The organism is Enterobacter sp. UPMP701, from assembly GCF_053709515.1.
The window spans coordinates 24,922-50,923 of record NZ_JBSKJN010000017.1; the positions used below are offsets into that span (position 1 = coordinate 24,922).

General features: G+C 56.0%; 20 protein-coding genes and 3 tRNA genes. 19 read left to right on the forward strand and 4 right to left on the reverse strand.

All coding sequences use genetic code 11. The annotated features are described in order from the left end of the window. The first annotated feature begins 140 nt into the window (after positions 1–140). Both epmA and yjeM read left to right on the forward strand, forming a co-directional pair. A complete protein-coding gene (epmA, locus tag ACWKXT_RS22025; RefSeq protein ID WP_454528612.1) occupies positions 141–1,118 on the forward strand; it encodes an elongation factor P--(R)-beta-lysine ligase in 978 nt (325 codons plus the stop codon). 197 nt (positions 1,119–1,315) lie between these two features. Further along, positions 1,316–2,815 carry a glutamate/gamma-aminobutyrate family transporter YjeM gene (gene yjeM / locus ACWKXT_RS22030; protein WP_454533443.1) on the forward strand — a complete coding sequence of 500 codons (1,500 nt, stop codon included), beginning with the start codon at positions 1,316–1,318 and terminating at the stop codon, positions 2,813–2,815. Positions 2,816–2,852: 37 nt separating this feature from the next. On the opposite strand, the gene mscM is transcribed toward yjeM, so the two are convergent. The 3 genes from mscM to rsgA form a co-directional block, all read right to left on the reverse strand. Then, entirely contained in the window at positions 2,853–6,176 is a 3,324-nt protein-coding gene (mscM, locus tag ACWKXT_RS22035; protein WP_454533444.1) for a miniconductance mechanosensitive channel MscM, read from the reverse strand. A gap of 19 nt (positions 6,177–6,195) precedes the next feature. Then, positions 6,196–7,164, reverse strand: coding sequence for an archaetidylserine decarboxylase (asd, locus tag ACWKXT_RS22040; protein WP_454528615.1), 969 nt, complete (start codon positions 7,162–7,164; stop codon positions 6,196–6,198). A gap of 97 nt (positions 7,165–7,261) precedes the next feature. Beyond that, complete coding sequence (gene rsgA / locus ACWKXT_RS22045) at positions 7,262–8,314, reverse strand: small ribosomal subunit biogenesis GTPase RsgA (RefSeq protein WP_032644955.1); 1,053 nt, start codon at positions 8,312–8,314, stop codon at positions 7,262–7,264. A 107-nt stretch (positions 8,315–8,421) separates the two neighbouring features. Between rsgA and orn the strand changes: the two genes are divergently transcribed. The 4 genes from orn to ACWKXT_RS22065 all read left to right on the forward strand — a co-directional run bounded on the left by orn (position 8,422) and on the right by ACWKXT_RS22065 (position 9,584). Further along, positions 8,422–8,967 (forward strand): oligoribonuclease, encoded by a 546-nt coding sequence (orn, locus tag ACWKXT_RS22050; protein ID WP_028015247.1) that lies wholly within the window; start codon positions 8,422–8,424, stop codon positions 8,965–8,967. Positions 8,968–9,163: 196 nt separating this feature from the next. Next, positions 9,164–9,239: transfer RNA gene (locus tag ACWKXT_RS22055), tRNA-Gly, on the forward strand. Positions 9,240–9,275: 36 nt separating this feature from the next. Then, positions 9,276–9,351, forward strand: a tRNA-Gly gene (locus ACWKXT_RS22060). 157 nt (positions 9,352–9,508) lie between these two features. Further along, positions 9,509–9,584: transfer RNA gene (locus tag ACWKXT_RS22065), tRNA-Gly, on the forward strand. A 270-nt stretch (positions 9,585–9,854) separates the two neighbouring features. On the opposite strand, the gene queG is transcribed toward ACWKXT_RS22065, so the two are convergent. Further along, a complete protein-coding gene (gene queG / locus ACWKXT_RS22070; RefSeq protein ID WP_454528616.1) occupies positions 9,855–10,994 on the reverse strand; it encodes a tRNA epoxyqueuosine(34) reductase QueG in 1,140 nt (379 codons plus the stop codon). Here queG and nnr point away from each other — a divergent pair. The 13 genes from nnr to rnr all read left to right on the forward strand — a co-directional run bounded on the left by nnr (position 10,993) and on the right by rnr (position 25,966). Continuing rightward, positions 10,993–12,516 (forward strand): bifunctional ADP-dependent NAD(P)H-hydrate dehydratase/NAD(P)H-hydrate epimerase, encoded by a 1,524-nt coding sequence (gene nnr / locus ACWKXT_RS22075; protein WP_454533445.1) that lies wholly within the window; start codon positions 10,993–10,995, stop codon positions 12,514–12,516. The genes queG and nnr overlap by 2 nt on opposite strands. Then, on the forward strand, positions 12,509–12,970 hold the full coding sequence (tsaE, locus tag ACWKXT_RS22080) for a tRNA (adenosine(37)-N6)-threonylcarbamoyltransferase complex ATPase subunit type 1 TsaE (RefSeq protein ID WP_414236351.1): 462 nt from the start codon (positions 12,509–12,511) through the stop codon (positions 12,968–12,970). The genes nnr and tsaE overlap by 8 nt, the downstream gene beginning before the upstream one ends. A 16-nt stretch (positions 12,971–12,986) precedes the next feature. Then, positions 12,987–14,321 (forward strand): N-acetylmuramoyl-L-alanine amidase AmiB, encoded by a 1,335-nt coding sequence (amiB, locus tag ACWKXT_RS22085; RefSeq protein ID WP_454533446.1) that lies wholly within the window; start codon positions 12,987–12,989, stop codon positions 14,319–14,321. A 9-nt stretch (positions 14,322–14,330) separates the two neighbouring features. Further along, positions 14,331–16,175 carry a DNA mismatch repair endonuclease MutL gene (gene mutL, locus ACWKXT_RS22090; RefSeq protein WP_454533447.1) on the forward strand — a complete coding sequence of 615 codons (1,845 nt, stop codon included), beginning with the start codon at positions 14,331–14,333 and terminating at the stop codon, positions 16,173–16,175. Then, a complete protein-coding gene (miaA, locus tag ACWKXT_RS22095; RefSeq protein ID WP_454533448.1) occupies positions 16,168–17,118 on the forward strand; it encodes a tRNA (adenosine(37)-N6)-dimethylallyltransferase MiaA in 951 nt (316 codons plus the stop codon). The genes mutL and miaA overlap by 8 nt, the downstream gene beginning before the upstream one ends. Before the next feature lie 85 nt (positions 17,119–17,203). Further along, positions 17,204–17,515, forward strand: a complete 312-nt coding sequence (hfq, locus tag ACWKXT_RS22100) for an RNA chaperone Hfq (RefSeq protein WP_008502919.1) — start codon at positions 17,204–17,206, stop codon at positions 17,513–17,515. Positions 17,516–17,589: 74 nt separating this feature from the next. Next, positions 17,590–18,870 carry a ribosome rescue GTPase HflX gene (gene hflX / locus ACWKXT_RS22105; protein WP_454533449.1) on the forward strand — a complete coding sequence of 427 codons (1,281 nt, stop codon included), beginning with the start codon at positions 17,590–17,592 and terminating at the stop codon, positions 18,868–18,870. A gap of 56 nt (positions 18,871–18,926) precedes the next feature. Further along, positions 18,927–20,186 carry an FtsH protease activity modulator HflK gene (hflK, locus tag ACWKXT_RS22110; protein ID WP_080328793.1) on the forward strand — a complete coding sequence of 420 codons (1,260 nt, stop codon included), beginning with the start codon at positions 18,927–18,929 and terminating at the stop codon, positions 20,184–20,186. Between the two features lie 2 nt (positions 20,187–20,188). Then, the gene (hflC, locus tag ACWKXT_RS22115) at positions 20,189–21,193 is read left to right on the forward strand and encodes a protease modulator HflC (protein ID WP_010427498.1); all 1,005 of its coding nucleotides are present in this window, start codon (positions 20,189–20,191) and stop codon (positions 21,191–21,193) included. Positions 21,194–21,264: 71 nt separating this feature from the next. Further along, the gene (locus ACWKXT_RS22120) at positions 21,265–21,462 is read left to right on the forward strand and encodes a DUF2065 domain-containing protein (RefSeq protein WP_003855996.1); all 198 of its coding nucleotides are present in this window, start codon (positions 21,265–21,267) and stop codon (positions 21,460–21,462) included. A 104-nt stretch (positions 21,463–21,566) separates the two neighbouring features. Beyond that, the gene (locus ACWKXT_RS22125; protein ID WP_032673800.1) at positions 21,567–22,865 is read left to right on the forward strand and encodes an adenylosuccinate synthase; all 1,299 of its coding nucleotides are present in this window, start codon (positions 21,567–21,569) and stop codon (positions 22,863–22,865) included. A 192-nt stretch (positions 22,866–23,057) separates the two neighbouring features. Next, positions 23,058–23,483, forward strand: coding sequence for a nitric oxide-sensing transcriptional repressor NsrR (nsrR, locus tag ACWKXT_RS22130; protein ID WP_454528621.1), 426 nt, complete (start codon positions 23,058–23,060; stop codon positions 23,481–23,483). 38 nt (positions 23,484–23,521) lie between these two features. Continuing rightward, positions 23,522–25,966, forward strand: a complete 2,445-nt coding sequence (gene rnr, locus ACWKXT_RS22135; RefSeq protein WP_454533450.1) for a ribonuclease R — start codon at positions 23,522–23,524, stop codon at positions 25,964–25,966. Positions 25,967–26,002: the final 36 nt, after the last annotated feature.

A 26,002-nucleotide genomic window follows, 5' to 3' on the forward strand; every position in this document is an offset into this window, starting at 1 on the left:
GTGATTTATCATTGTGATTGATGAATTGCGTCATGGAATAATCCACCTAAATGAAATGCGCTTTTTTACTGCGCAAAATTTGTCTCTGTCCCTGCTAACGAGTAGACTTCGTGCCCTTGTCTGAAATCGGAGAAAAACTCATGAGCGAAACGGCCACCTGGCAGCCGAGCGCATCCATCCCAAATCTGCTAAAACGCGCCGCAATTATGACGGAGATCCGCCGTTTCTTTGCCGACCGCGGCGTCCTGGAGGTGGAAACCCCGTGCATGAGTCAGGCAACGGTAACGGATATTCATCTGGTCCCGTTTGAAACCCGTTTTGTTGGCCCAGGCCACTCCCAGGGCATGAATCTCTATATGATGACCAGCCCGGAATACCACATGAAACGCCTGCTGGCCGCCGGTTGTGGGCCGGTGTATCAGCTGTGCCGTAGCTTCCGTAATGAAGAGATGGGGCGTCACCACAACCCGGAATTCACCATGCTGGAGTGGTACCGCCCGCATTATGATATGTACCGCCTGATGAATGAGGTGGACGATCTGCTGCAGCAGGTACTGGACTGCTCAGAGGCCGAAACGCTTTCCTATCAGCAGGCCTTCCAGCGCCACCTGGAGATCGATCCGCTGTCGGCGGACAAAACTCAGCTGCGTGAAGTAGCGGCAAAGCTCGATCTGAGCAACGTGGCGGATAGCGAAGAGGATCGCGACACGCTGCTGCAGCTGCTGTTCACCTTTGGCGTTGAACCGCAGATTGGCAAAGATCGTCCGACGTTTGTCTATCATTTCCCGGCAAGCCAGGCCTCGCTGGCGCAGATCAGCACCGAAGATCACCGTGTCGCTGAGCGTTTTGAGGTCTATTACAAAGGTATCGAGCTGGCGAACGGCTTCCACGAACTGACCGATGCGCGCGAACAGCAGCAGCGTTTCGAGCAGGATAACCGCAAGCGCGCCGCGCGCGGTCTGCCGCAGCAGCCCATTGATACCAACCTGCTGGAAGCGTTAAAGGCCGGTCTGCCGGATTGCTCCGGCGTGGCGCTGGGCGTGGATCGTCTGGTCATGCTGGCGCTGGGCGCAGAACAGCTGGGCGATGTGATTGCGTTTACGGTCGATCGCGCCTGAAAAAATGCCGGGTGGCGCTGCGCTTACCCGGCCTATATTACCTGTGGCAATATTCCTTTCCATTTCTTATCGGCAACATTAAAAACTGCCATTTTCTCTGTACACGGGTCTTTTTCTTAAATTGCCTCGTATAGCCACAATATTAGTCTGGTCATCTGCTACCATCCGCGCAGTTTAATTCCTCTTCGGATGGCGATATGTCCCACTCACTTAAAAAGATGACCCTCACCGGGCTCATCCTGATGATTTTTACCTCCGTCTTTGGCTTTGCCAACAGCCCGTCGGCTTTCTATCTGATGGGCTACAGCGCGACGCCGTTTTATATCGTGTCCGCTCTGTTCTTCTTTATCCCGTTTGCGCTGATGATGGCGGAGATGGGCTCGGCTTACCGGAAAGAAGAGGGCGGCATTTATTCGTGGATGAACAACAGCATCGGCCCGCGCTACGCGTTTATCGGGACGTTTATGTGGTTCTCCTCTTACGTCGTCTGGATGGTCAGCACGGCGGCCAAAGTCTGGGTGCCGTTCTCCACGTTTCTTTTCGGCGCGGATAAAACGCAGGTCTGGTCTCTGGCGGGGCTGAGTTCCACGCAGGTGGTCGGTATTCTGGCGGTCTGCTGGATGGTGGTGGTCACGCTGGTGGCCTCTAAAGGCATCAATAAAATCGCCCGTATCACCGCTGTTGGCGGTATTTCTGTGATGTGCCTGAACCTGGTGCTGCTGCTGGTCAGCATCGCCATTCTGTGCCTGAACGGCGGACATTTTGCTCAGGAGGTCAACTTTGTTTCGTCGCCGAATCCAGGTTACCAGTCCGGGCTGGCCATGCTCTCCTTCGTGGTGTTTGCTATTTTCGCTTACGGCGGTATTGAAGCGGTAGGCGGGCTGGTCGACAAAACCGAAAACCCGGAAAAGAATTTTGCCAAAGGGATTATTTTTGCCGCTATCGTCATCTCCGTCGGCTACTCGCTGGCGATTTTCCTCTGGGGCGTCAGCACCAACTGGCAGCAGGTATTGAGTAACAACACCACCAACCTCGGGAATATCACCTACGTGCTGATGAAAAGCCTGGGGATGACGCTGGGTAACGCCATGCACCTGAGCCCGGAGGCAGCTTCTGTCATGGGTGTCTGGTTTGCGCGTATTACCGGCCTGTCGATGTTCCTCGCCTATACCGGTGCGTTCTTCACGCTCATCTACTCGCCGTTAAAGGCGATCATTCAGGGTACGCCAAAAGCGCTGTGGCCAGCACGCATGACGCAGCTGAATACCGCAGGAATGCCTGCTAACGCCATGTGGATGCAGTGCCTGCTGGTGTGCGTCTTCATTCTGCTGGTGTCATTTGGCGGCGATACGGCGTCTGCGTTTTACAACAAGCTGACCCTGATGGCGAACGTGTCAATGACGCTGCCGTACCTGTTCCTGACTCTGGCGTTCCCGTTCTTTAAAGCGAAGCAGGATCTTGAGCGTCCGTTTGTGATCTTCAAAACCCGCGCGGTAACGCTGCTGGCCACCACGGTGGTGGTGCTGGTGGTGGCGTTTGCCAACATCTTTACCGTTATTCAGCCCGTGGTTGAGGCGAACGACTGGAACAGCGCGCTGTGGATGGTCGGCGGGCCTGTCTTCTTCTCGCTGCTGGCGATGGGAATTTATGAGAATTACCGTCGACGCTCGATGGCGTACGTCACGGAAGTGGCGTAGCGGTTAAATACCCCTCCCGAAAGGGAGGGGAGAAAGATTACAGGCTTCCTGCCGGGCGCGATCTTGCCGCCGACGTCAGCGTTTTACCCATCTTACGTCCGTCCATGCTTTCCAGACGCATCTGGAACGGTGGGAACGGCATATCAATTCCGTGCTCGCGGAAGCCCGCCAGAATCAGCTGGTGGATCTCATGGCGCAGCGGCATGCGGTGCCCCATTTCGGCGGCGTAGATACGCAGTTCGAAAATCTGGATCCCCTGCTGTAAATCAACCAGGAACACTTCCGGCGCAGGGTTATCGAGCACCAGCGTACAGCGTTCAGCGGCGGTGTAGAGGATCTGCGTGACCTCTTCGCTGTTGGCATCCGACGGAGCCGGTACCGTCAGCACCACGCGCGTGACGGAGTCCGACAGCGACCAGTTGATAAACTGTTCGGTAATAAATGCCTTGTTCGGCACGATGATCTCTTTACGGTCCCAGTCACTGATCGTGGTGGCACGGGTGTTGATCTTCGTTACGCTCCCGGTCAGATCGCGGATCGTCACCGTATCGCCAATGCGAATCGGTTTTTCAAACAGAATGATCAGGCCGGAAACAAAGTTCGCGAAAATCTCCTGCATGCCAAAGCCAAGGCCGAACGTCAGCGCAGCAACCAGCCACTGCAGTTTAGACCACTCGATACCAATCATTGAGAACCCGACCATCCCGCCAAAAAGCAAGATCAGGTATTTCGTGATGGTCGTAATGGCGTATCCCGTGCCGGGGGTTAAATCCAGATGCTGCAGCAGCGCCAGCTCCAGCAGCGCCGGGAAGTTACGCACCAGCTGGGTGGTGATGATCAACACCAGAATGGCAATCAGCACCGCGCCTAAGGTAATCGGCTCCAGGCTTTCAACGCCCTGCACCGTGGACGACACGTCCCACAGAGAGATGTTCTCCAGGAAGCCAAACGCGGAATGAATTTCCGACCACAGGAAGATCACCGACAGAAGGGCAATCAGCATCAGGATGGAACGTACCAGACGCAGAGACTGGGTACTGATGGCATCCAGATCCAGTTCTACCTCGTCGGCATCCATCGTGCCTTCTGTGCTGTTGACATGTGTTGGCTCTTCCTCGCCCCGGGCGCGCTGGGCAAGGATCTCCGCCCGGCGATGCTTGGCGCGATCGAAGGCCAGACGGCGGCGCTGGATCAGCATCCAGCGGCGGATCACGTGGTAAACCACCAGAAGCAGGAACCAAATTGCCACCGACGTTTCCAGTCGCGCCAGCAGCGCCTGCGAGGTTGCCAGATAACCCACCGCCGCGGCCAGCATCGCAATCAGAGGGGCGCTCAGCAGCAGGTTCCAGAGCAGCCGGTTGAACATGTTGTCGCCGCTGCCGGATTTATCGAGATAAAGCGGTATCCCCGCACGCTTCAGGCTGAGCGTGACGATGGCCAGCGCGCCGCATATCAGCATAAAGCAGAGGCGTCCCAGCGAGCCTGAGAATTCCCGATCATTAAGATTATCAAACATGATCAGCGCCATAATCAGCGGCACAATCAGCCCGATGCTCATCAGGTAGTAACGCATGGCGCGCGCCACGCGGTTACGCGGCCAGCCAAAGTGGGCAATGAAGAGGCCGTTGGGCCGCGCGAAGGTCGCGCAAATCATCACTACCCACAGCAGCGGCACCGTGGCGGTGACGCCATCACCAATGGCGACCGCGAGCGGATAGGGCCACGCTTCCCGCAGACCGTAGCCGAGGGTCATCCACAATACCGGCAGCGGAGACGCGACGAGAATCGACCAGAACACGGTACGCAACGTCAGCCAGAAGTGGTCCTGGGTGACTTTCCCCACCCGTGCGCTGGAGCGCTCCAGGAAGCGGGTGAAATGTCTGCGCGAGTAAATGCTGAACCCCACCAGGATCAATGCGCCCAGCAGCGGGAAGATCGTCTCTTTGCTGGTCAGCATCATCACGCTGGCCTTTCCCAGCTGGCTGAAAGTGTCCAGCGAAATCAGACGGCGCAGATCCTGAACAATATCAATGGGCCATGAGAAGGTCATCGGACGTACGTCGGAGGTCCAGAAGAGATAACGGTGCGTTGCCTCGTTCACCTCTTTCAGCGCATCTTCCAGCTGGCTGTTGGAGACCTTGAGCTTAGTCAGTTCAAGGATCAGCGTATCGCCGCCCTGGAGCAGCGAGTTCAGCAGTTCGCGCTGGGTACGCAGCTGGGCTTCAAGAATCCGGTTTTGCTCGTTGGTCAGGGGCTGTCCGTCAGCCTGACGGATCTGGCGAATTTGCGGCTGCTTATTAAGGAGATCTTCAAAGTGCAGTCGCTGAACGCGCAGCTGGGCCATCTCGGTATCCAGCTGTTGCGGCTTCGGCATTTCAGGCAGGCGCGAAACCTGGGCGCGTAACGCTTCGCCTAACAGGTTTGATGACCCGAGCCACTGGGACTGCTCGCGCAGCGTGTTAAGTGCCTGACGCACCTGCAGGGTTTGATTCGTCGCCTGACGCTGCTGCGAGGCAACCAGATCCATACGCTGCGCCTGCTGATTCAGGGCGGCGGAAAGCTCGCGGTTGACCTTAAACTGATCGACGATACCTTCCGGCAGATTGGCACTGTTTTCCGCCAGCAGCTCGGTGCTTTCAAGGGCACGCTCGGCTTCAAGCTGACGCTGGCTGTTAAGCTGATTACGCAGGGCCTGAAGATAAGCATCCAGTTGCTCGCTCTGCTTCTGAGCGAGTTCAGAGCGCATTCGCGCCAGCTCCTGGCGGTTGTTGGCAGAAAGCTGCGCCAGCTCAAGCTCATCCACAAGGGCCTTCAGACGCGCCGATTCCGCCTGCAGTCCCAGATTTTGAGCCTGAGCCTGCGGCGTGTTGCCGCTTTGCGTACCCACGCGACGCTCAACGTCATTGAGCTGGCGGCGGGCATCGGTTTGCTGCTGCGGAAGCTGGCTGAGGGAATCGGCAATTTCGCGCGCACGCTCCTGCTCCTGCTGAGCCTGGCGGCTCTTTTCCAGAAGCTGGCTGCTGACCTGCAGGATTTCCTGATTCAGGGCGTCGGTGGTCATACCTGCCGGCACATCGCGCGGCTCATCGCGCAGATTAGCAAGCTGCGCGCGCAGCGTTTGCGAGAGTTTAGGGAAGTTGTCGATAACCTGCTGATACTGCTGAGCGCGCTCAAGCGAGCCTTTCCGCTCCTCAAGCGCGTTCAGTGCGGACTGGAGCGACTCAACGGTCTCTGGCTGTGCGGGTTTGGCCGCTTTTGCCTGCTCCAGCTCCTGGGTTATCTGTTTGGCGTCGGGGGCTGTCGCTGCGTACGCCCCCATGCTGAGGCACCAGGCCATCAGTAGAACGATAATCGGGCGCACGTCAGCGATCCTTCTGTTGTTAGCCTTCGTCTTTTTTGTCGTCAACCAGCGGGCTGGCGTCGTGCTCGGCGTCAATCTCTTCTTGCGGCAGCGGAGCAGGTTCTGCATCCGGCGTCACGAAGGTTTCGGTAGAGACCGCCAGCGGCTGACCTAGTCTGGTGACCGACAGGCTTTCGAGCTGTTCAGCCAGCTTCACTTTGCCCGGCGCAAACAGGTTGATGACGGTAGAGCCTAGCTTGAAGCGACCCATCTCCTGTCCTTTCAGCAGGGCGACAGAGCCTTCCTCTTCACCAGCAGGCCACGTCCAGCGCTTGATCACGCCTTCACGAGGTGGGGTGATGGTTCCAGCCCAGACGGTTTCGATGCTGCCGACAATGGTCGCACCCACCAGGATCTGCGCCATCGGGCCGAATTCAGTATCGAACAGGCAGATGACGCGTTCGTTACGGGCAAACAGGTTCGGTACGTTTTGCGCGGTCAGGTGGTTCACGGAGAACAGATCGCCCGGCACGTAGATCATCTCACGCAGGATACCGTTACATGGCATGTGCACACGGTGGTAGTCGCGCGGTGACAGATAGGTGGTGGCAAAGGTACCGTTGCGGAACAGGTCCGCCATCAGGTAATTGCCCGCCAGCAGCGCTTCCAGGCTGTAGTTATGGCCCTTCGCCTGCAGGATTTTGTCGTCTTCAATGTTACCCAGCTGGCTGATGACGCCGTCTGCTGGCATCACCAGGACGTTAGGATCGGTGTTCAGCGGGCGCACTTCGTCGCGCAGCGGGCGCACGAAAAATTCGTTGAACGTGCGGTAGCTGGCGGTATCCGGCTTCTGCGCTTCTTTCATGTCGACCTTGTAATACTTAACGAAAAGGTCGATGACCAGTTTGGTCAGCCAGCCCGCGCGTTTGCTCGCGCCCCAGCCCGCCAGGCGAGTAAGCCACAGTTTTGGCAGAATGTATTGAAGCGAAAGTTTAAATGCGTTTAACAAGGTAGCCTCCAGGCCATTGTTTTGTCGTTCCTGATCCGGCGTTAAGCCGCCGGAACCTGAAAAAAGGGGACGATTTTAGCGATGCTTAGCTTAGTTGTCAGTTATCAGAATCAGAAAAGTTTTTACGCGTTTTTACCTGATCCATGCTCTCAAGAATGCGGTGGTAATTCTCGAAGCGGGTCTCCGCGATTTCACCTTTCTCAACCGCTTCGCGGATAGCGCAGCCCGGATCGTTATCGTGTTTGCAGTCGCGGTACTTGCAAGCGCCTAAATAATCATGGAATTCGACAAAGCCGTTGAAGATTTGTTCCGGCTCAAGATGCCACAAACCGAATTCACGCACGCCCGGAGAATCGATGACATCGCCACCGTGCGGGAAGTGATACAGACGTGACGCGGTGGTGGTGTGCTGGCCCAGGCCCGAGACGTCAGACACATCGTTGGTAAGGATCTCCTGCTGGAGGCCGAGAAGGTTGTTCAGCAGGCTCGATTTCCCCACGCCGGACTGGCCCGCAAAGATGCTGATGCGATCGGTAAGCGCCTCTTCCAGCGGTTTCAGTCCGTCTTTGGTGTAGCTGGACACCATCAGAACGCGATAGCCAATCTTGCGGTAGATATCCATCTGTTCATTAACGAAAGCCATGCCTTCGTCATCCAGCAGATCGATTTTGTTCAGCACGATAATCGGTTCAACCTGCAGCGTTTCGCAGGCGACGAGATATCGGTCGATAATATTGAGCGAAAGTTCGGGCAAAATCGCCGATACGATGACAATCTGGTTAATGTTGGCGGCAATCGGCTTCACTCCGTCGTAAAAATCCGGACGGGTTAACACGGACGTGCGCTCATGGACCGCTTCAACGATACCTTTAACGGTAACGCCTTCTGCTGCCTCTTTACCCGGCCGCCAGACGACGCGGTCGCCGGTGACCAGAGAACGAATGGTTCGGCGGATGTTGCAACGGTGGATTTCTCCATCGGCAGATTCCACGTCGGCGTGCATACCGAAACGGCTGATGACTACGCCTTCCGTTGGTTCGCCAAACAGGTTGTCGTCGTAATCGACCTTCTCCGAAGTGGTTTTAAGACGGCGCTGATGATTGGCATTCACGCGGCGCTGCTGCCCTTTGGAGAGTTTATTTTTACTCAATCGCACTGGCTCCTGGTCGCCCGTAAGGGGCAAAACCTCTATGATACACTCTAATTAATACTAGTTAACCTGCTACTGCTGGTTATGCGAGAAGGGTGGAAAATAACATGAGCGCGGATGAAAACAACCTGATTTGGATCGATCTCGAAATGACCGGCCTGGATCCCGAGCGCGATCGCATTATTGAGATCGCCACACTGGTCACCGATGCCAACCTCAATATTCTGGCGGAAGGCCCAACGATTGCGGTGCATCAGTCCGACGACCAGCTTGCGCTGATGGATGAGTGGAACGTGCGTACCCACACCGGCAGCGGCCTTGTCGAGCGCGTCAAGGCGAGCACCCTGGGTGATCGCGAGGCGGAACTGGCGACGCTCGAATTTCTGAAGCAGTGGGTACCGGCGGGTAAATCGCCGATCTGCGGCAACAGCATCGGTCAGGATCGTCGTTTCCTGTTTAAGTATATGCCGGAGCTGGAGTCTTACTTCCATTACCGCTATCTGGACGTGAGCACCCTGAAAGAGCTGGCGCGTCGCTGGAAACCTGAAATTCTGGACGGCTTTAAAAAACAGGGTACGCACCAGGCGATGGACGACATTCGCGAGTCTGTGGCGGAGCTGGCGTACTACCGCGAAAACTTTATTAAGCTGTGATTTTGAGATCCGGCGCCTTGCGTGGCCGGGTTTTTGTCGTTAAATTGTTCAGCTTGCCGATTTAATAAGCATTTGAACTGAATTTCGAAAAAATCGCTTTAAGGGGGGTTGCAGCTAAAAGGATTTCTCGTATAATGCGCCTCCCGTAACGACAGAGAATTACACGTTACGACAGCAACAAAAGCAGTACAGATTTGCGGGAATAGCTCAGTTGGTAGAGCACGACCTTGCCAAGGTCGGGGTCGCGAGTTCGAGTCTCGTTTCCCGCTCCAAAATTTGAAAGTGCTTCCACAGCACAGACTGCCCAAGCGGGAATAGCTCAGTTGGTAGAGCACGACCTTGCCAAGGTCGGGGTCGCGAGTTCGAGTCTCGTTTCCCGCTCCAAAATTTGAAAGTGCTTCTAAAGCACGGACCACCAAATCGTGGGATTTCGAGTTGCAACAAGGCGGCAACTGAACGAATCCTTAGGAGCTTAATTAAGTAAGTGACTAAGGTGAGTGAAGGCAGCCAACGCAGTGGCAGCTTGAAAGACACAGATTAAGCGGGAATAGCTCAGTTGGTAGAGCACGACCTTGCCAAGGTCGGGGTCGCGAGTTCGAGTCTCGTTTCCCGCTCCAAATTCTTCTTCATCTCAAAAATATCCACAGCGAAAAGAGTCGTTGGGGACGTTTTCTATTGCATCTGAAATACTCTTGTAAACAGAGTTATCCACAGAAACTGCGCTTAACCGAAACAGGGTGAAAGCTTAGCAGGGTGAATAATATCTTTGTAACGTGCTGTATTTAGTTGATAAATTTTCATTTCAAAATGTTATTGAGATCACTTGACCTCTTCTCCAGCCCAGATGGCGCTTGAGTTTTTATTTTTATTCACAGGCTGTGAATATATCACGCATCCCGCGTAAGTCCTTTTTCTATCACCCTGACCAGACGCTGTTTCTTAGGAAGCTGCACCTCGACCACGCAGGCATTTCGCTTCTCAATTTGCTGCGCAATCGCCCATTCTATGTGTTCATCAAGAAGTGGGTGCTCACCTCTACGACTTTCCAGCGCCTGAATATTCGCTTCATCCCACGGGGCATTGCCCAGCGCAACGGCGACATTTCGCAGCCAGCGCAGATGACCAATACGGCGAATGGCCGATCCTTCCGTCACTTTCAGAAACCAGGCTTCGCTCCAGGCGAACAGCTCAATAAGCTGCGGCGCATGCAGCGCCTTACGCGGGCTGAAGTCCTCTTCGTTCGTGAGCTGTGAATAGCGGTTCCACGGGCAGATGAGCTGGCAGTCGTCGCAGCCGTAGATCCGGTTGCCGATAAGCGGTCGAAACTCCTCTGGAATGGCTCCTTCCAGTTCGATAGTGAGGTAGGAGATACAGCGGCGTGCGTCGACGGTGTAAGGCTCAACGATAGCGCCCGTCGGGCAGATGGTCATGCAGGCCACGCAGCGGCCACAGCCTTCCTCCACCGGGCCGTCTACCGGCAGGGGTAAATCAATCAGCAGTTCACCCAGGAAGAAGAACGAACCGGCGTCACGACTCAGAATAAGTGAGTGCTTACCTGTCCAGCCAAGCCCGGCTTTTTCGGCGATCGGGCGCTCAAGAATAGGCGCGGAATCGACAAAGGGTCTAAAATTCAGCGAAACACAGTGCTGCTGAATAGTTTCCCCGAGTTTTTTTAGACGGTTACGCAGAAGCTTATGGTAATCACGTCCCAGGGCGTACCGGCTGACGTAACCCAGAGAGGGATTTTTTAGCGTGCGCGCGAAGGCCGCGTTGGCAGGCAGATAGTTCATGCGCACGCTGATGACGCGTAATGTGCCCGGCAAAAGCTCGTGAGGACGGGCGCGCATCATGCCATGACGCGCCATCCACTCCATTTCGCCGTGGTATTGTTTGTCCAGCCAGGCCTGCAGTTTCGGCTCGCTGGCGGAGAGGTCGGTATCGGTAATACCCACCTTCTGGAAGCCAAGTTCAGCACCCCACTGTTTTATTTTTTGCGCTAATTCATTGAGATCGAGGGGCTGTGACATGACGGACCATACGGTGAAGAAAAACCCCGCAAGTATACCACATTCCATCTGGCATGCGGATGACCTCCGGCGTGCCGAAAAAGAGGCCGCAGACAGCCTCGGGATCACCCTTTATGAACTGATGCTCCGCGCAGGTGAAGCAGCGTTTAACGTTGCCCGCAGCGCGTACCCGCAGGCCGCTCACTGGCTGATTTTGTGTGGTCACGGCAATAACGGTGGTGACGGCTATGCTATTGCGCGTCTCGCGGTTGCGGCGGGTATCCGCGTTACGCTACTGGCCCTGGAGAGCGATAAACCGCTGCCGGAAGAGGCCAGCGCGGCGCGGGAGGCATGGTTGAACGCAGGCGGCGTGATTCACGCGCCTGATATCGTCTGGCCGGAAGATGTTGATCTGATTGTTGATGGTCTGCTGGGCACCGGGCTACGCAGCGCGCCTCGCGAGAACATCGCCGCGCTTATTGAACGCGTTAACGGGCACTCCGCGCCGGTAGTCGCGCTGGACATTCCGTCAGGCCTGATCGCGGAGACCGGCGCGACGCCGGGGGCGGTGATTCATGCTGCTCACACTGTGACCTTTATCGCCCTGAAGCCGGGTTTGTTAACCGGAAAAGCACGGAATGTGGTCGGCGTGTTGCACCATAACGCACTGGGGCTGGAGAGCTGGCTGGCCGGGCAGGAAATGCGCATCGCGCGTTTTGATGCGTCGCAGCTTGCAGCGTGGCTACCGCCGCGCCGACCAACGTCCCATAAGGACGATCACGGCAGGCTGGTGATTATTGGCGGAGACCACGGCACGGCAGGTGCGGTTCGCATGACCGGTGAAGCGGCATTGCGCAGCGGCGCCGGATTAGTGCGAGTACTCACTCGCATTGAAAATATTGCGCCAATAATCACAGCCAGACCGGAGCTGATGGTCCACGAGCTTACGCCCCAGACGCTGGAAGAAAGCCTGGAATGGGCGGATGTGGTGGTCATCGGTCCCGGGCTTGGGCAACAGGCATGGGGTAAACAGGCCCTGCAAAAGGTCGAGAATTTTCGTAAACCGATGCTGTGGGATGCCGACGCGCTTAACCTTCTGGCAATAAACCCGGATAAGCGTCACAATCGCATTCTGACGCCACACCCCGGCGAAGCCGCGCGCCTGCTCAACTGCAGCATGGCAGAAATTGAAAGCGATCGCTTACTTTCTGCTCAGCGTCTGGTAAAACGTTACGGAGGTGTTGCCGTTTTGAAAGGGGCAGGAACCGTTGTCGCCAGTGACGAGACGCAGGGCATTATTGATGCCGGAAATGCGGGCATGGCGAGCGGCGGCATGGGCGATGTGCTTTCCGGTATCATTGGCGCATTGCTTGGACAGAAACTTCCCCTTTATGATGCAGCCTGTGCGGGCTGCGTGGCCCACGGTGAGGCAGCAGACAGGCTGGCTGCACGCGAGGGTACGCGCGGTATGCTGGCCACCGATCTTTTTTGCACGCTGCGGCGTGTTGTTAACCCGGATGTGATTGACGTAGAAAATGACTAATCGAGCGATTCCTTTACCTGATGAACAAGCCACTTTAGATCTCGGCAAGCGCGTGGCGCAGGCCTGTCAGGGGGCAACCGTCATTTATCTGTATGGTGATTTAGGTGCGGGTAAAACCACCTTCAGCCGGGGTTTTTTGCAGGCGTTAGGGCATAACGGGAACGTTAAAAGCCCAACCTACACGCTGGTCGAGCCGTACGCCCTCGACAATCTTATGGTGTACCACTTTGATTTATATCGTCTTGCGGATCCTGAGGAGCTGGAATTTATGGGGATCCGTGATTATTTTGCCAACGACGCCATCTGCCTGGTGGAGTGGCCGCAACAAGGTGCGGGTGTGCTGCCTGACCCGGATGTCGAAATTCACTTAGATTACCAGGCTCAAGGGCGTGAGGCTCGCATCAGTGCGGTTTCCTCATCAGGGTGTTCCTTACTGGCGCGTCTCGCCGGTTAAGAGTAGGGATGACGGGATGATTAGTCGCGTTAAAGGTTGGGTGTTGGCTGCGACGGTGCTGCTGTGCGCGCAGGCCGGGGCGGCAAGCCTTTCGGATATTCAGGTTTCAAACGGCGAAAGCCAGGCCCGGATCACGTTAAGCTTTATGGGGGACCCTGAATACGCCTTTTCACAGCCGGACAGCCACAGCGTGGCGCTGGATATCAAACAGACAGGCGTGATCCAGGGGTTACCGCTGCAGTTCAGTGGTAATAATCTGGTGAAAAGGATCCGCTCGGGTACGCCGCAGGACAGCCAGTCACTGCGCCTGGTGGTCGATCTGACCGAAAAGGGCAAAACGAAGGCGGTGAAGCAACAAAACGGTGCGAACTATACCGTGGTCTTTACTATTAACGCCGACGCGCCGCCGCCTCCACCGCCTCCGGTTGTGGCGAAACGCGTGGAAGAGCCAGTGTATACGCCGCGCTCCTCGGAACCTGCGCGTAACCCGTTTAAATCGCAGAACGATCGCATGACTGCGGCAACCAGCAGCAATACGGTGACGCGTCCGGCAGTCAGCGCGCGCCGTGCTGTCAGCGGCGACAAAGTGATTATCGCCATCGATGCAGGTCACGGTGGACAGGACCCAGGTGCAATTGGCCCGGGGGGGACACGAGAGAAAAATGTCACCATCGCCATTGCCCGTAAGCTGCGTACGCTACTCAATGACGACCCTATGTTTAAAGGCGTGTTGACCCGCGACGGGGATTACTTCATTTCGGTGATGGGACGTTCGGACGTCGCGCGAAAGCAAAATGCGAACTTCCTGGTTTCCATCCACGCGGATGCTGCGCCTAATCGTAACGCAACAGGCGCATCGGTATGGGTACTCTCGAATCGTCGCGCGAACAGTGAAATGGCCAACTGGCTGGAAGAGCATGAGAAACAGTCTGAACTGTTAGGCGGCGCGGGGGATGTGCTGGCAAACAGCCAGTCTGACCCGTACCTCAGCCAGGCGGTGTTGGATTTACAGTTCGGTCATTCTCAGCGCGTCGGGTATGATGTCGCCACTAACGTATTGAACCAGCTGCAGGGCATCGGGGCATTGCATAAGCGCCGTCCTGAACATGCGAGCCTGGGCGTTCTGCGCTCGCCGGATATTCCGTCAATTCTGGTGGAGACCGGCTTTATCAGCAATAACAGTGAAGAGCGTCTGCTGGGCAGCGACAGCTATCAGCAGCAAATTGCCGAAGCGATTTATAACGGTCTGCGAAAATACTTTGACGCGCACCCGCTTCAGTCTGCGCCGCAGGGCGGGGCAGCCCAGACGGCAAGCGCCGCGCTGCCGGGTGAGATGACCGCGACTAATTAAGGAGAATTCATGCCGATTCAGGTTCTACCGCCGCAGCTCGCGAACCAAATCGCCGCCGGTGAGGTGGTGGAGCGCCCTGCGTCGGTGGTGAAGGAACTGGTGGAAAACAGCCTCGATGCGGGCGCAACCCGCATTGATATCGATATCGAACGCGGTGGCGCAAAGCTCATTCGCATTCGCGATAACGGCTGTGGCATCAAAAAGGACGAGCTGGCGCTGGCGCTGGCGCGTCATGCCACCAGTAAAATTGCTTCGCTGGACGATCTGGAGGCGATTATCAGCCTTGGGTTTCGCGGCGAAGCACTGGCCAGTATCAGCTCCGTTTCCCGTTTGACGCTGACCTCCCGCACGGCCGAGCAGCAGGAAGCCTGGCAGGCCTACGCCGAAGGACGCGATATGGACGTCACGGTCAAACCTGCGGCGCACCCTGTCGGCACTACCCTTGAAGTGCTGGATCTGTTCTACAACACCCCCGCTCGCCGCAAGTTTATGCGTACCGAGAAGACCGAATTCGGCCATATCGATGAGATTATTCGCCGTATCGCGCTGGCCCGTTTCGATGTCACCATCAACCTCAGCCATAACGGCAAGGTGATGCGCCAGTATCGCGCGGTGGCAGAGGGTGGGCAGAAAGAGCGTCGCCTGGGGGCCATTTGTGGGACACCATTTCTGGAGCAGGCGCTGGCTATCGAGTGGCAGCACGGCGATCTGGCTTTACGCGGCTGGGTGGCGGATCCGAACGCCAGCAGCGCGGCGTTCGCTGAAATTCAGTACTGCTATGTGAATGGCCGCATGATGCGCGACCGCCTGATTAATCACGCCATTCGCCAGGCCTGTGAAGACAAGCTTGGCGCGGATCAACAGCCAGCGTTTGTGCTTTATCTGGAGATCGACCCGCATCAAGTGGATGTCAACGTTCATCCTGCCAAGCATGAGGTGCGGTTCCACCAGTCGCGTCTGGTTCACGACTTCATTTATCAGGGCGTGGCCACCGTTTTGCAGCAGCAGGCAGAGCCAACGCTGCCGCTGGAAAATGACGCCCCTGCACCGCGTCCGCTTCCGGAAAACCGTGTCGCTGCGGGCCGCAACCATTTTGCAGAGCCTGCCGTGGCGCGTGAACCGGAAGCCTCGCGTTTCTCCTCAGCAGGAGCCGCGCCTCGTCCGACGGGGGCGAACTACCCGAACGCTCACCCTGGCTATCAAAAGCAGCAGGGGGCGTTATACCGCAAATTGCTGGACACGCCAGCCGTTGAGCGTAAAGAGTACGTTCCGGCGCCAGCACCTTCCCTTGACGGTCATAGCCAGAGTTTTGGCCGGGTGCTGACGGTTATCGCCCCGGATATGGCACTGCTTGAGCGTGACGGCAAAGTGATGCTTCTGGCGTTGCCGGTTGCCGAACGCTGGCTTAAGCAGGCGCAACTGACGCCGGGGGAAAATGCGGCTTGTGCGCAGCCGTTATTGATCCCGGTTCGCCTGAAAATATCCGCTGAAGAAACAAGGGTATTGCAGCGTGCAGAGGCCCAGCTGGCGCAAATGGGCATTGAAATTGTGCTCGAACCCCAACATGTGACAATTCGTGCAGTCCCTTTACCCTTACGCCAACAAAATTTACAAAACTTGATTCCTGAACTGATAGGCTACCTGGCGCAGCAAACATCGTTTGAGGCCGCCAATACCGCGCAGTGGATCGCCCGCCATCTGGCCAGCGAACATTCACCGTGGAGTATGGCGCAGGCGATTACCGTGCTGGCGGAGGTGGAACGCCTCTGCCCACAGCTGGTGAAAGCGCCGCCGGGTGGGTTATTACAACCTGTTGATTTAAAAACGGCGATGACCGCCCTGAAACATGACTGACGTAAGCAAGGCGAGCCTGCCAAAGGCAATTTTTTTAATGGGCCCAACGGCCTCCGGCAAAACAGCGTTAGCCATTGAGTTACGTAAAGTTTTGCCTGTAGAGTTGATTAGTGTGGATTCAGCCCTCATCTATCGGGGGATGGACATCGGTACGGCGAAGCCAGACGCAGACGAACTGCGTGCAGCGCCGCACCGTTTGCTGGATATTCTCGACCCGGCAGAGGCCTACTCCGCAGCGGATTTTCGCTGGGATGCCTTAGCCGAGATGGCCGAGATCACCGCTGCGGGACGAATACCGCTGCTGGTTGGCGGAACCATGCTCTACTTCAAGGCGCTGCTCGAAGGATTATCACCATTACCTTCCGCGAACCCTGAGGTGAGAGCAAAGATTGAGCAGCAGGCAGCAGAGCAGGGATGGGACGTATTGCATCAGCAACTGGCAGAGATAGACCCGGTTGCGGCAGCGCGAATCCATCCAAATGATCCGCAAAGGCTTTCCCGGGCACTGGAAGTTTTTTTCATTTCGGGTAAAACTTTAACGGAACTGACGCAAACGTCAGGAGACGCTCTGCCGTATCAGGTGCATCAGTTCGCCATCGCCCCGGCGAGCCGTGAACTGCTCCATCAACGAATTGAGCAGCGTTTTCATCAGATGTTGGCTTCAGATTTTGAAGCAGAAGTGCGGGCGCTATTTGCCCGTGGAGATTTGCATACGGATATGCCTTCCGTTCGTTGTGTGGGATACCGCCAGATGTGGTCGTATCTTGAAGGCGAGATTTCATACGATGAAATGGTTTATCGAGGTGTTTGCGCCACGAGACAGTTAGCGAAGCGCCAGATCACCTGGTTGCGCGGTTGGGAGGGGGTTCACTGGTTAGACAGTGAAAAACCGCAACAGGCGTTAAACGACGTGATTGAGGTTGTTGGTGATATCGCTCACTGAATGTGTACAATTGAGACGTATCGTGCGCAATTTTTCAGAATCGCAAGGTTCTAAGTACAAAACAAGCATATAAGGAAAAGATAGAATGGCTAAGGGGCAATCTTTACAAGATCCGTTCCTGAACGCATTGCGTCGGGAACGTGTTCCAGTTTCTATTTATTTGGTGAATGGTATTAAGCTGCAAGGTCAGATTGAGTCTTTCGATCAGTTCGTGATCCTGTTGAAAAACACGGTCAGCCAGATGGTCTACAAGCACGCTATCTCTACTGTTGTTCCGTCCCGTCCGGTCTCTCATCACAGCAATAACGCTGGCGGCGGCACTGGCAGTAACTACCATCATGGCAGCAACGCGCAGGGTTCTTCAACGCCAGCGCAGGACAGCGACGAAACCGAGTAAGGTTTCAGGCTGTTATCCACACGGGGAGCCAGGGATCCTGCGTTCCCCGCTGATTTTTTTAGAGAGGTTTTCGCTTGTTTGACCGTTATGATGCCGGTGAGCAGGCGGTGCTGGTACACATCTATTTTTCGCAAGACAAAGATATGGAAGACCTCCAGGAGTTTGAATCTCTGGTCTCTTCCGCCGGTGTCGAAGCAATGCAGGTGATTACCGGTAGCCGTAAAGCGCCGCACCCAAAGTATTTTGTTGGTGAAGGTAAAGCAGTAGAAATTGCGGATGCCGTAAAAGCAACCGGCGCGTCAGTCGTGTTGTTTGATCATGCGCTGTCTCCAGCCCAGGAGCGCAACCTGGAAGCTCTCTGCGAATGCCGTGTGATCGATCGCACGGGATTGATTTTAGATATTTTTGCTCAGCGTGCCCGTACCCATGAAGGGAAACTGCAGGTTGAGCTGGCGCAGTTGCGCCATCTGGCGACGCGTCTGGTGCGTGGCTGGACCCACCTTGAAAGACAAAAAGGCGGGATTGGTTTGCGCGGTCCGGGTGAAACCCAGCTCGAAACCGACCGCCGTTTGCTGCGTGGCCGTATTACCCAAATCCTCTCACGTCTGGAACGTGTAGAGAAACAGCGTGAACAGGGGCGTCGGGCGCGAACCAAAGCCGACATCCCAACGGTGTCGCTGGTGGGCTATACCAACGCCGGTAAATCTACCCTGTTTAACCAGATAACCGAGGCCCAGGTGTATGCCGCAGACCAGCTGTTTGCGACCCTGGACCCGACGCTGCGTCGTATTGACGTTGCTGACGTCGGCGAAACAGTACTGGCGGATACCGTAGGGTTTATCCGCCATCTGCCGCACGATCTGGTCGCGGCGTTTAAAGCGACGTTGCAGGAGACCCGTCAGGCGACCCTGCTGCTGCACGTGATTGATGCGGCTGACGTACGCGTGCAGGAGAACATCGAGGCGGTGAACGTGGTGCTCGAAGAGATCGACGCCCACGAAATTCCCACCCTGTTGGTGATGAACAAGATCGATATGCTGGACGATTTTGAACCGCGTATTGACCGAGACGAAGAGAACAAACCGATTCGGGTCTGGCTTTCTGCTCAGGCCGGTATTGGTGTGCCACTGCTTTTCCAGGCTTTGACAGAACGTCTTTCCGGTGAGGTAGCTCAGCACACGCTGCGACTGCCGCCACAGGAAGGCAGGCTGCGCAGCCGGTTTTATCAGCTTCAGGCGATAGAAAAAGAGTGGATGGAGGATGACGGCAGCGTGGGGATGCAGGTGCGTATGCCGATCGTTGACTGGCGTCGCCTCTGTAAACAAGAACCTGCGCTGGCGGACTATATCGTCTGATCAGAAAGGGGAAGCCTGAATAATTCGCCCTTGCATAACAAATATGGAGCATATACATGGCGTGGAATCAGCCCGGTAATAACGGACAAGACCGCGACCCGTGGGGAAGCAGCAATAATCAAGGCGGCAACTCTGGGGGAAATGGCAACAAAGGTGGTCGCGAGCAGGGGCCACCGGATCTGGATGATATCTTCCGCAAGCTGAGCAAAAAGCTTGGTGGCCTTGGCGGAGGAAAAGGTTCTGGCTCGGGTGGTAATTCTACTCAGAGTCCACGCCCGCCAATGGGTGGCCGCGTAGTGGGCATTGTGGCCGCTGCGGTGGTAATCATCTGGGCAGCCAGCGGATTCTACACCATTAAAGAAGCAGAACGCGGCGTGGTCACCCGTTTCGGCAAGTTCAGCCATCTGGTTGAGCCGGGCCTGAACTGGAAACCCACCTTCATTGACGATGTGACCGCGGTAAACGTGGAGTCCGTCCGTGAACTGGCGGCGTCCGGCGTGATGCTGACCTCAGATGAGAACGTGGTGCGCGTCGAGATGAACGTGCAGTACCGCGTGACCGATCCTGAGCGTTATCTGTTTAGCGTGACCAGTGCCGATGACAGCCTGCGTCAGGCGACCGACAGCGCCCTGCGTGGTGTGATCGGTAAATACACCATGGACCGCATTCTGACCGAAGGTCGTACCGTTATTCGTAGCGATACCCAGCGCGAGCTGGAAGAGACCATTCGTCCGTATAACATGGGTATCACCCTGCTGGACGTCAACTTCCAGGCTGCACGTCCGCCGGAAGAGGTGAAAGCCGCATTTGATGATGCGATTGCTGCCCGTGAAAACGAACAGCAGTACATCCGTGAAGCAGAAGCGTACACCAACGAAGTGCAGCCGCGTGCTAACGGTCAGGCGCAGCGTATTCTGGAAGAAGCTCGCGCTTATAAGACTCAAACCATCCTGGAAGCACAGGGTGAAGTGGCTCGCTTCGCGAAGATCCTGCCGGAATATAAAGCGGCTCCGGAAATTACCCGCGAGCGTCTCTATATCGAGACCATGGAAAAAGTGCTGAGCCACACCCGCAAAGTGCTGGTTAACGACAACAAAGGTGGAAACCTGATGGTTCTGCCGCTGGATCAGATGCTGAAAGGCGGTTCTGCACCGGCAGCGAAAGACACCAGCGGTGCCAACAACCTGCTGCGTCTGCCGCCAGCCTCTTCAGGCAGCTCAAGTGCGAACACAACGCCTTCTTCGAACGATGGTGACATTATGGACCAACGCCGTGCTAACGCGCAGCGTAACGACTACCAGCGTCAGGGGGAATAAGGATGCGTAAGTCAGTTATTGCGATCATCGTCATCGTACTGGTCGTGCTGTATACCTCGATCTTTGTGGTGAAAGAGGGCGAGCGTGGGATCAAGTTCCAGTTCAGCAGCGTCGTGCGTGATGGCGACAAACGTCCGGTGATTTACGAGCCGGGCCTGCACTTCAAGGTGCCGTTCATTCAGTCTGTGAAAACGCTGGATGCGCGTATCCAGACTATGGATAACCAGGCTGACCGTTTCGTGACCAAAGAGAAGAAAGACCTGATCGTTGATTCTTACATCAAATGGCGCATCAGCGATTTCAGCCGTTACTTCCTGGCAACGGGCGGCGGTGATGTTTCTCAGGCAGAAGTGCTGCTGAAACGTAAGTTCTCTGACCGTCTGCGTTCTGAAATTGGTCGTCTGGATGTGAAAGACATCGTGACCGACTCCCGCGGTCGTCTGACCCTGGAAGTGCGCGATGCGCTGAACTCCGGTACAGCAGGCACCGAAGACGAAGTGGAAACGCCAGCAGCAGATGACGCGATTGCTAAAGCCGCTGAACGCGTTCAGGCTGAAACCAACGGTAAAGTGCCGGTGATCAACCCGAACAGTATGGCTGCGCTGGGTATCGAAGTGGTTGACGTGCGCATCAAGCAGATCAACCTGCCAGCGGAAGTGTCCGAGGCGATTTACAACCGTATGCGCGCCGAGCGTGAAGCGGTAGCTCGTCGTCACCGTTCACAGGGTCAGGAAGAGGCTGAAAAACTGCGCGCCGCAGCGGACTACGAAGTGACCAAGACTCTCGCAGAGTCTGAGCGTCAGGGCCGTATCCTGCGTGGTGAAGGTGATGCGGAAGCCGCGAAGCTGTTCGCCGATGCCTTCAGCCAGGATCCAGACTTCTACGCCTTTATCCGTAGCCTGCGTGCTTACGAGAACAGCTTCCAGAGCAACCAGGATGTGATGGTGCTCAGCCCGGACAGCGATTTCTTCCGTTATATGAAGACGCCGACTAACGCAACGCGATAAACTCAGGCTCGTTTGAGTATTCAAACCACCGCTCCCAACGGCGCGGTGGTTTTCTTTTATAAGGATGAAAAATGAATTCAACGATCTGGCTCGCACTAGCCCTGGTTCTGGTGCTGGAAGGTCTCGGACCGATGCTCTATCCGCGCGCCTGGCGTCGAATGATCGCCACGATGAGCCAACTGCCGGATAATATTTTGCGTCGTTTTGGCGGCGGTCTTGTGGTTGCTGGTATCGTTATCTACTACATGTTGAGGAAAACGATTGGCTGATCAAAAACTAACCGCAATTGGCATATTTTAGGGTCAAAAAGTGCTGTATATCTGAAAAAGCGATGGTAGAATCCATTTTTAAGCAAACGGTGATTTTGAAAAAAATGGGTAACAACGTCGTCGTACTGGGCACCCAATGGGGTGACGAAGGTAAAGGGAAGATTGTTGATCTTCTGACTGAACGGGCTAAATATGTTGTACGCTACCAGGGCGGTCACAACGCAGGCCATACTCTCGTAATCAACGGTGAAAAAACCGTCCTCCATCTTATTCCATCAGGCATTCTTCGCGAAAACGTCACCAGCATCATCGGTAACGGCGTTGTGCTGTCTCCAGCTGCGCTGATGAAAGAGATGAAAGGTCTGGAAGACCGTGGTATCCCTGTTCGTGAGCGTCTGCTGCTCTCCGAAGCCTGCCCGCTGATCCTGGATTATCACGTGGCGCTGGACGTGGCGCGTGAAAAAGCGCGTGGCGCGAAAGCGATCGGCACCACCGGTCGTGGTATCGGTCCGGCTTACGAAGATAAAGTGGCACGTCGCGGTCTGCGCGTGGGCGACCTCTTCGACAAAGCAACCTTCGCTGAAAAACTGAAAGAAGTGATGGAATATCACAACTTCCAGCTGGTGAACTTCTACAAAGCCGAAGCCGTTGACTACCAGAAAGTGCTGGATGACGTCATGGCGATCGCTGACATTCTGACCGGTATGGTTGTTGATGTGTCCGATCTGCTGGACCAGGCGCGCAAGCGTGGCGATTTCGTCATGTTCGAAGGCGCGCAGGGTACGCTGCTGGACATCGACCACGGTACCTATCCGTACGTTACCTCCTCTAACACCACCGCCGGTGGCGTGGCAACGGGCTCCGGCCTGGGCCCGCGTTATGTGGATTACGTTCTGGGCATCATCAAAGCATACTCCACTCGCGTGGGTGCGGGTCCATTCCCGACCGAGCTGTTTGATGAGACCGGCGAGTTCCTGTGCAAGCAGGGTAACGAGTTTGGCGCGACCACCGGTCGTCGTCGTCGTACCGGCTGGCTGGATGCGGTTGCCGTGCGTCGCGCAGTGCAGATCAACTCCCTGTCTGGCTTCTGCCTGACCAAGCTGGACGTCCTGGACGGCCTGAAAGAAGTGAAAATCTGCGTAGGCTACCGTATGCCAGATGGCCGCGAAGTGACCACCACTCCGCTGGCTGCTGACGACTGGGAAGGCATTGAGCCAATCTACGAAACCATGCCGGGCTGGTCTGAGACCACCTTCGGTGTGAAAGAGCGTAGCGGCCTGCCGCAGGCGGCGCTGGATTACATCAAGCGCATTGAAGAACTGACCGAAGTGCCGATCGATATTATTTCTACCGGCCCGGATCGTACTGAAACGATGATCCTGCGCGACCCGTTCGACGCATAATCTTCGTGACTGCTGGCCTGCGGGGAAACCCGTAGGCCGGATAAGCGCAGCGCCATCCGGCGACCGCTCCTGGATCTCCGCTTTTTCGCCCCGTCTGTCAAATAAATTAGCCGCTAACTATCTGGCTGGTTTATCATCATTAATGAATATCTCTGCGGTTTGACCGCGTTTTCCCTTTTTCCTGAGGTTGATGTGCAGTTAACAAGTTTCACCGATTACGGCTTACGCGCGCTGATTTACATGGCGTCGTTACCCGATGGGAAGATGACCAATATCTCTGAAGTGACAGAGGTGTACGGTGTGTCCCGTAATCATATGGTCAAAATAATCAATCAACTTAGTCGTGCCGGATACGTTGCTGCCGTCCGCGGGAAGAATGGAGGGATCCGTCTCGGTAAACCGGCGCAGAGTATCCGTATCGGGGATGTGGTACGTGAGCTGGAGCCGTTGTCTCTGGTGAACTGCAGCAGCGAGTTCTGCCACATTACGCCCGCTTGCCGCCTGAAACAGGCGCTTTCTAAGGCCGTGCAAAGTTTTCTCAAGGAACTGGATAACTACACGCTGGCCGATTTGGTTGAAGAGAATCAACCGCTTTATAAATTATTGCTGGTGGAATGAAGAAAATTTCCACCGGAGCTGACAACGGAGGAACCGACATGTCACAAGATCCTTTCCAGGAACGCGAAGCCGAAAAATACGCGAATCCTATCCCCAGCCGCGAGTTCATCATTGAACACTTAACAAAACGCGAAAAACCCGCCAATCGTGAAGAACTTGCCGTTGAATTAAATATTGAAGGTGAAGAGCAAATTGAAGCGCTTCGCCGCCGCCTGCGCGCCATGGAGCGTGACGGGCAGCTGGTCTTTACTCGCCGCCAGTGCTACGCGTTGCCAGAACGCCTTGACCTGCTGAAAGGAACCGTTATTGGTCACCGCGATGGCTTCGGCTTCCTGCGCGTGGAAGGCCGTAAGGACGACCTGTACCTCTCATCTGAGCAGATGAAAATGTGCATCCACGGCGACCAGGTCCTGGCGCAGCCGCTGGGCGCTGACCGTAAAGGTCGCCGCGAAGCGCGCGTGGTGCGTGTGCTGGTGCCAAAAACCAGCCAGATCGTCGGCCGCTACTTTACCGACGCGGGTGTGGGCTTCGTGGTGCCGGACGACAGCCGTCTGAGCTTCGATATCCTGATCCCGCCTGAAGAGGTGATGGGTGCGCGCATGGGCTTTGTGGTGGTGGTGGAGCTCACCCAGCGCCCAACCCGTCGCACCAAAGCGGTGGGTAAAATCGTCGAAGTGCTGGGCGATAACATGGGCACCGGTATGGCCGTCGATATGGCGCTGCGTACCCATGAAATTCCGTACGTCTGGCCGAAAGCGGTTGAAGAACAAATTTCCGGCCTCCGCGAAGAGGTGCCTGAAGAATCTAAAGCAGGCCGTGTGGATCTCCGCGATCTGCCGCTGGTGACGATTGATGGCGAAGACGCCCGCGACTTCGATGACGCCGTTTACTGCGAGAAAAAACGCGGCGGCGGCTGGCGTCTGTGGGTGGCTATTGCGGATGTCAGCTACTACGTTCGCCCGCACACGCCGCTGGATAACGAAGCGCGCAGCCGCGGTACGTCGGTCTACTTCCCGTCTCAGGTAATACCGATGCTGCCGGAAGTGCTCTCCAACGGTTTGTGCTCCCTGAACCCGCAGGTTGACCGTCTCTGTATGGTATGTGAGATGACCATCTCCACCAAAGGGCGCTTAACGGGCTATAAATTCTACGAAGCGGTGATGAGTTCCCACGCGCGTCTGACCTATACCAAGGTCTGGCACATGCTGCAGGGCGATCAGGATCTTCGTGAGCAATACGCGCCGCTGGTTAAACACATTGAAGAGCTGCATAACCTCTATAAAACGCTGGATCAGGCGCGCGAAGAGCGCGGCGGGATCTCGTTTGAGAGCGAAGAAGCGAAGTTCATCTTCAACGCCGAGCGTCGTATTGAGCGTATCGAACAGACCCAGCGTAACGATGCGCACAAGCTGATCGAAGAGTGTATGATCCTGGCGAACATCTCGGCGGCACGTTTTGTTGAGAAAGCCAAAGAGCCTGCGCTGTTCCGTATTCACGACAAGCCAACTACGGAAGCCGTGACCTCGTTCCGCTCCGTGCTGGCTGAACTCGGTCTGGAGCTGCCTGGTGGTAACAAGCCAGAGCCGCGCGATTACGCCGAGCTGCTGGAATCCATTAGCGATCGTCCTGACGCGGAAATGCTGCAGACGATGCTGCTGCGTTCCATGAAGCAGGCGATTTACGATCCGGAAAACCGGGGGCACTTCGGCCTGGCGCTGCAGTCTTACGCGCACTTTACCTCGCCGATCCGTCGTTATCCTGACCTCTCACTGCACCGTGCGATCAAGTATCTGCTGGCGCAGGAGCAGGGCCACAAAGGGAACACCACCGAAACCGGCGGTTATCACTACTCCATGGAAGAGATGCTGCAGCTGGGTCAGCATTGTTCCATGACCGAGCGTCGTGCCGACGAGGCGACGCGCGACGTGGCGGACTGGCTGAAGTGTGACTTTATGCTCGATCAGGTGGGCAATGTCTTTAAAGGCGTGATTGCCAGCGTGACCGGCTTTGGTTTCTTCGTTCGTCTGGACGAGCTGTTCATCGACGGTCTGGTGCACGTCTCCAGCCTGGATAACGACTACTACCGCTTCGACCAGGTCGGTCAGCGCCTGATTGGCGAATCTGGCGGCCAGACCTATCGTCTGGGCGACCGTGTGGAAGTGAAGGTCGAAGCCGTGAATATGGACGATCGTAAAATCGATTTCAGCCTGATCTCCAGCGAGCGCGCGCCGCGTAACGTCGGTAAAACCGAGCGTGAAAGGGCGAAAAAAACCGGTAACGGTAAACCGGGCGGCGGTAAACGTCGTCAGGCGGGCAAGAAGGTAAACTTCGAGCCGGACAGCGCGTTCCGCGGCGAGAAGAAACAGAAGCCGAAGGCGGCGAAGAAAGAAGCCCGTTCAGCGAAAAAACCGTCCGCGAAAACGCAGAAAATCGCTGCCGCGACAAAAGCGAAGCGCGCAGCCAAGAAAAAGCAGGCGGAGTAATTCTCCCCTCACCCTGACCCTCTCCCCAGCCGGGAG

Coding starts and splice junctions, on each gene's coding strand:
- epmA (WP_454528612.1), top strand. CDS start 141: ATGAGCGAAACGGCCACCTGGCAGCCGAGCGCATCCATCCCAAATCTG.
- yjeM (WP_454533443.1), top strand. CDS start 1,316: ATGTCCCACTCACTTAAAAAGATGACCCTCACCGGGCTCATCCTGATG.
- orn (WP_028015247.1), top strand. CDS start 8,422: ATGAGCGCGGATGAAAACAACCTGATTTGGATCGATCTCGAAATGACC.
- nnr (WP_454533445.1), top strand. CDS start 10,993: ATGACGGACCATACGGTGAAGAAAAACCCCGCAAGTATACCACATTCC.
- queG (WP_454528616.1), bottom strand. CDS start 10,994: ATGTCACAGCCCCTCGATCTCAATGAATTAGCGCAAAAAATAAAACAG.
- tsaE (WP_414236351.1), top strand. CDS start 12,509: ATGACTAATCGAGCGATTCCTTTACCTGATGAACAAGCCACTTTAGAT.
- amiB (WP_454533446.1), top strand. CDS start 12,987: ATGATTAGTCGCGTTAAAGGTTGGGTGTTGGCTGCGACGGTGCTGCTG.
- mutL (WP_454533447.1), top strand. CDS start 14,331: ATGCCGATTCAGGTTCTACCGCCGCAGCTCGCGAACCAAATCGCCGCC.
- miaA (WP_454533448.1), top strand. CDS start 16,168: ATGACTGACGTAAGCAAGGCGAGCCTGCCAAAGGCAATTTTTTTAATG.
- hfq (WP_008502919.1), top strand. CDS start 17,204: ATGGCTAAGGGGCAATCTTTACAAGATCCGTTCCTGAACGCATTGCGT.
- hflK (WP_080328793.1), top strand. CDS start 18,927: ATGGCGTGGAATCAGCCCGGTAATAACGGACAAGACCGCGACCCGTGG.
- hflC (WP_010427498.1), top strand. CDS start 20,189: ATGCGTAAGTCAGTTATTGCGATCATCGTCATCGTACTGGTCGTGCTG.
- ACWKXT_RS22120 (WP_003855996.1), top strand. CDS start 21,265: ATGAATTCAACGATCTGGCTCGCACTAGCCCTGGTTCTGGTGCTGGAA.
- ACWKXT_RS22125 (WP_032673800.1), top strand. CDS start 21,567: ATGGGTAACAACGTCGTCGTACTGGGCACCCAATGGGGTGACGAAGGT.
- rnr (WP_454533450.1), top strand. CDS start 23,522: ATGTCACAAGATCCTTTCCAGGAACGCGAAGCCGAAAAATACGCGAAT.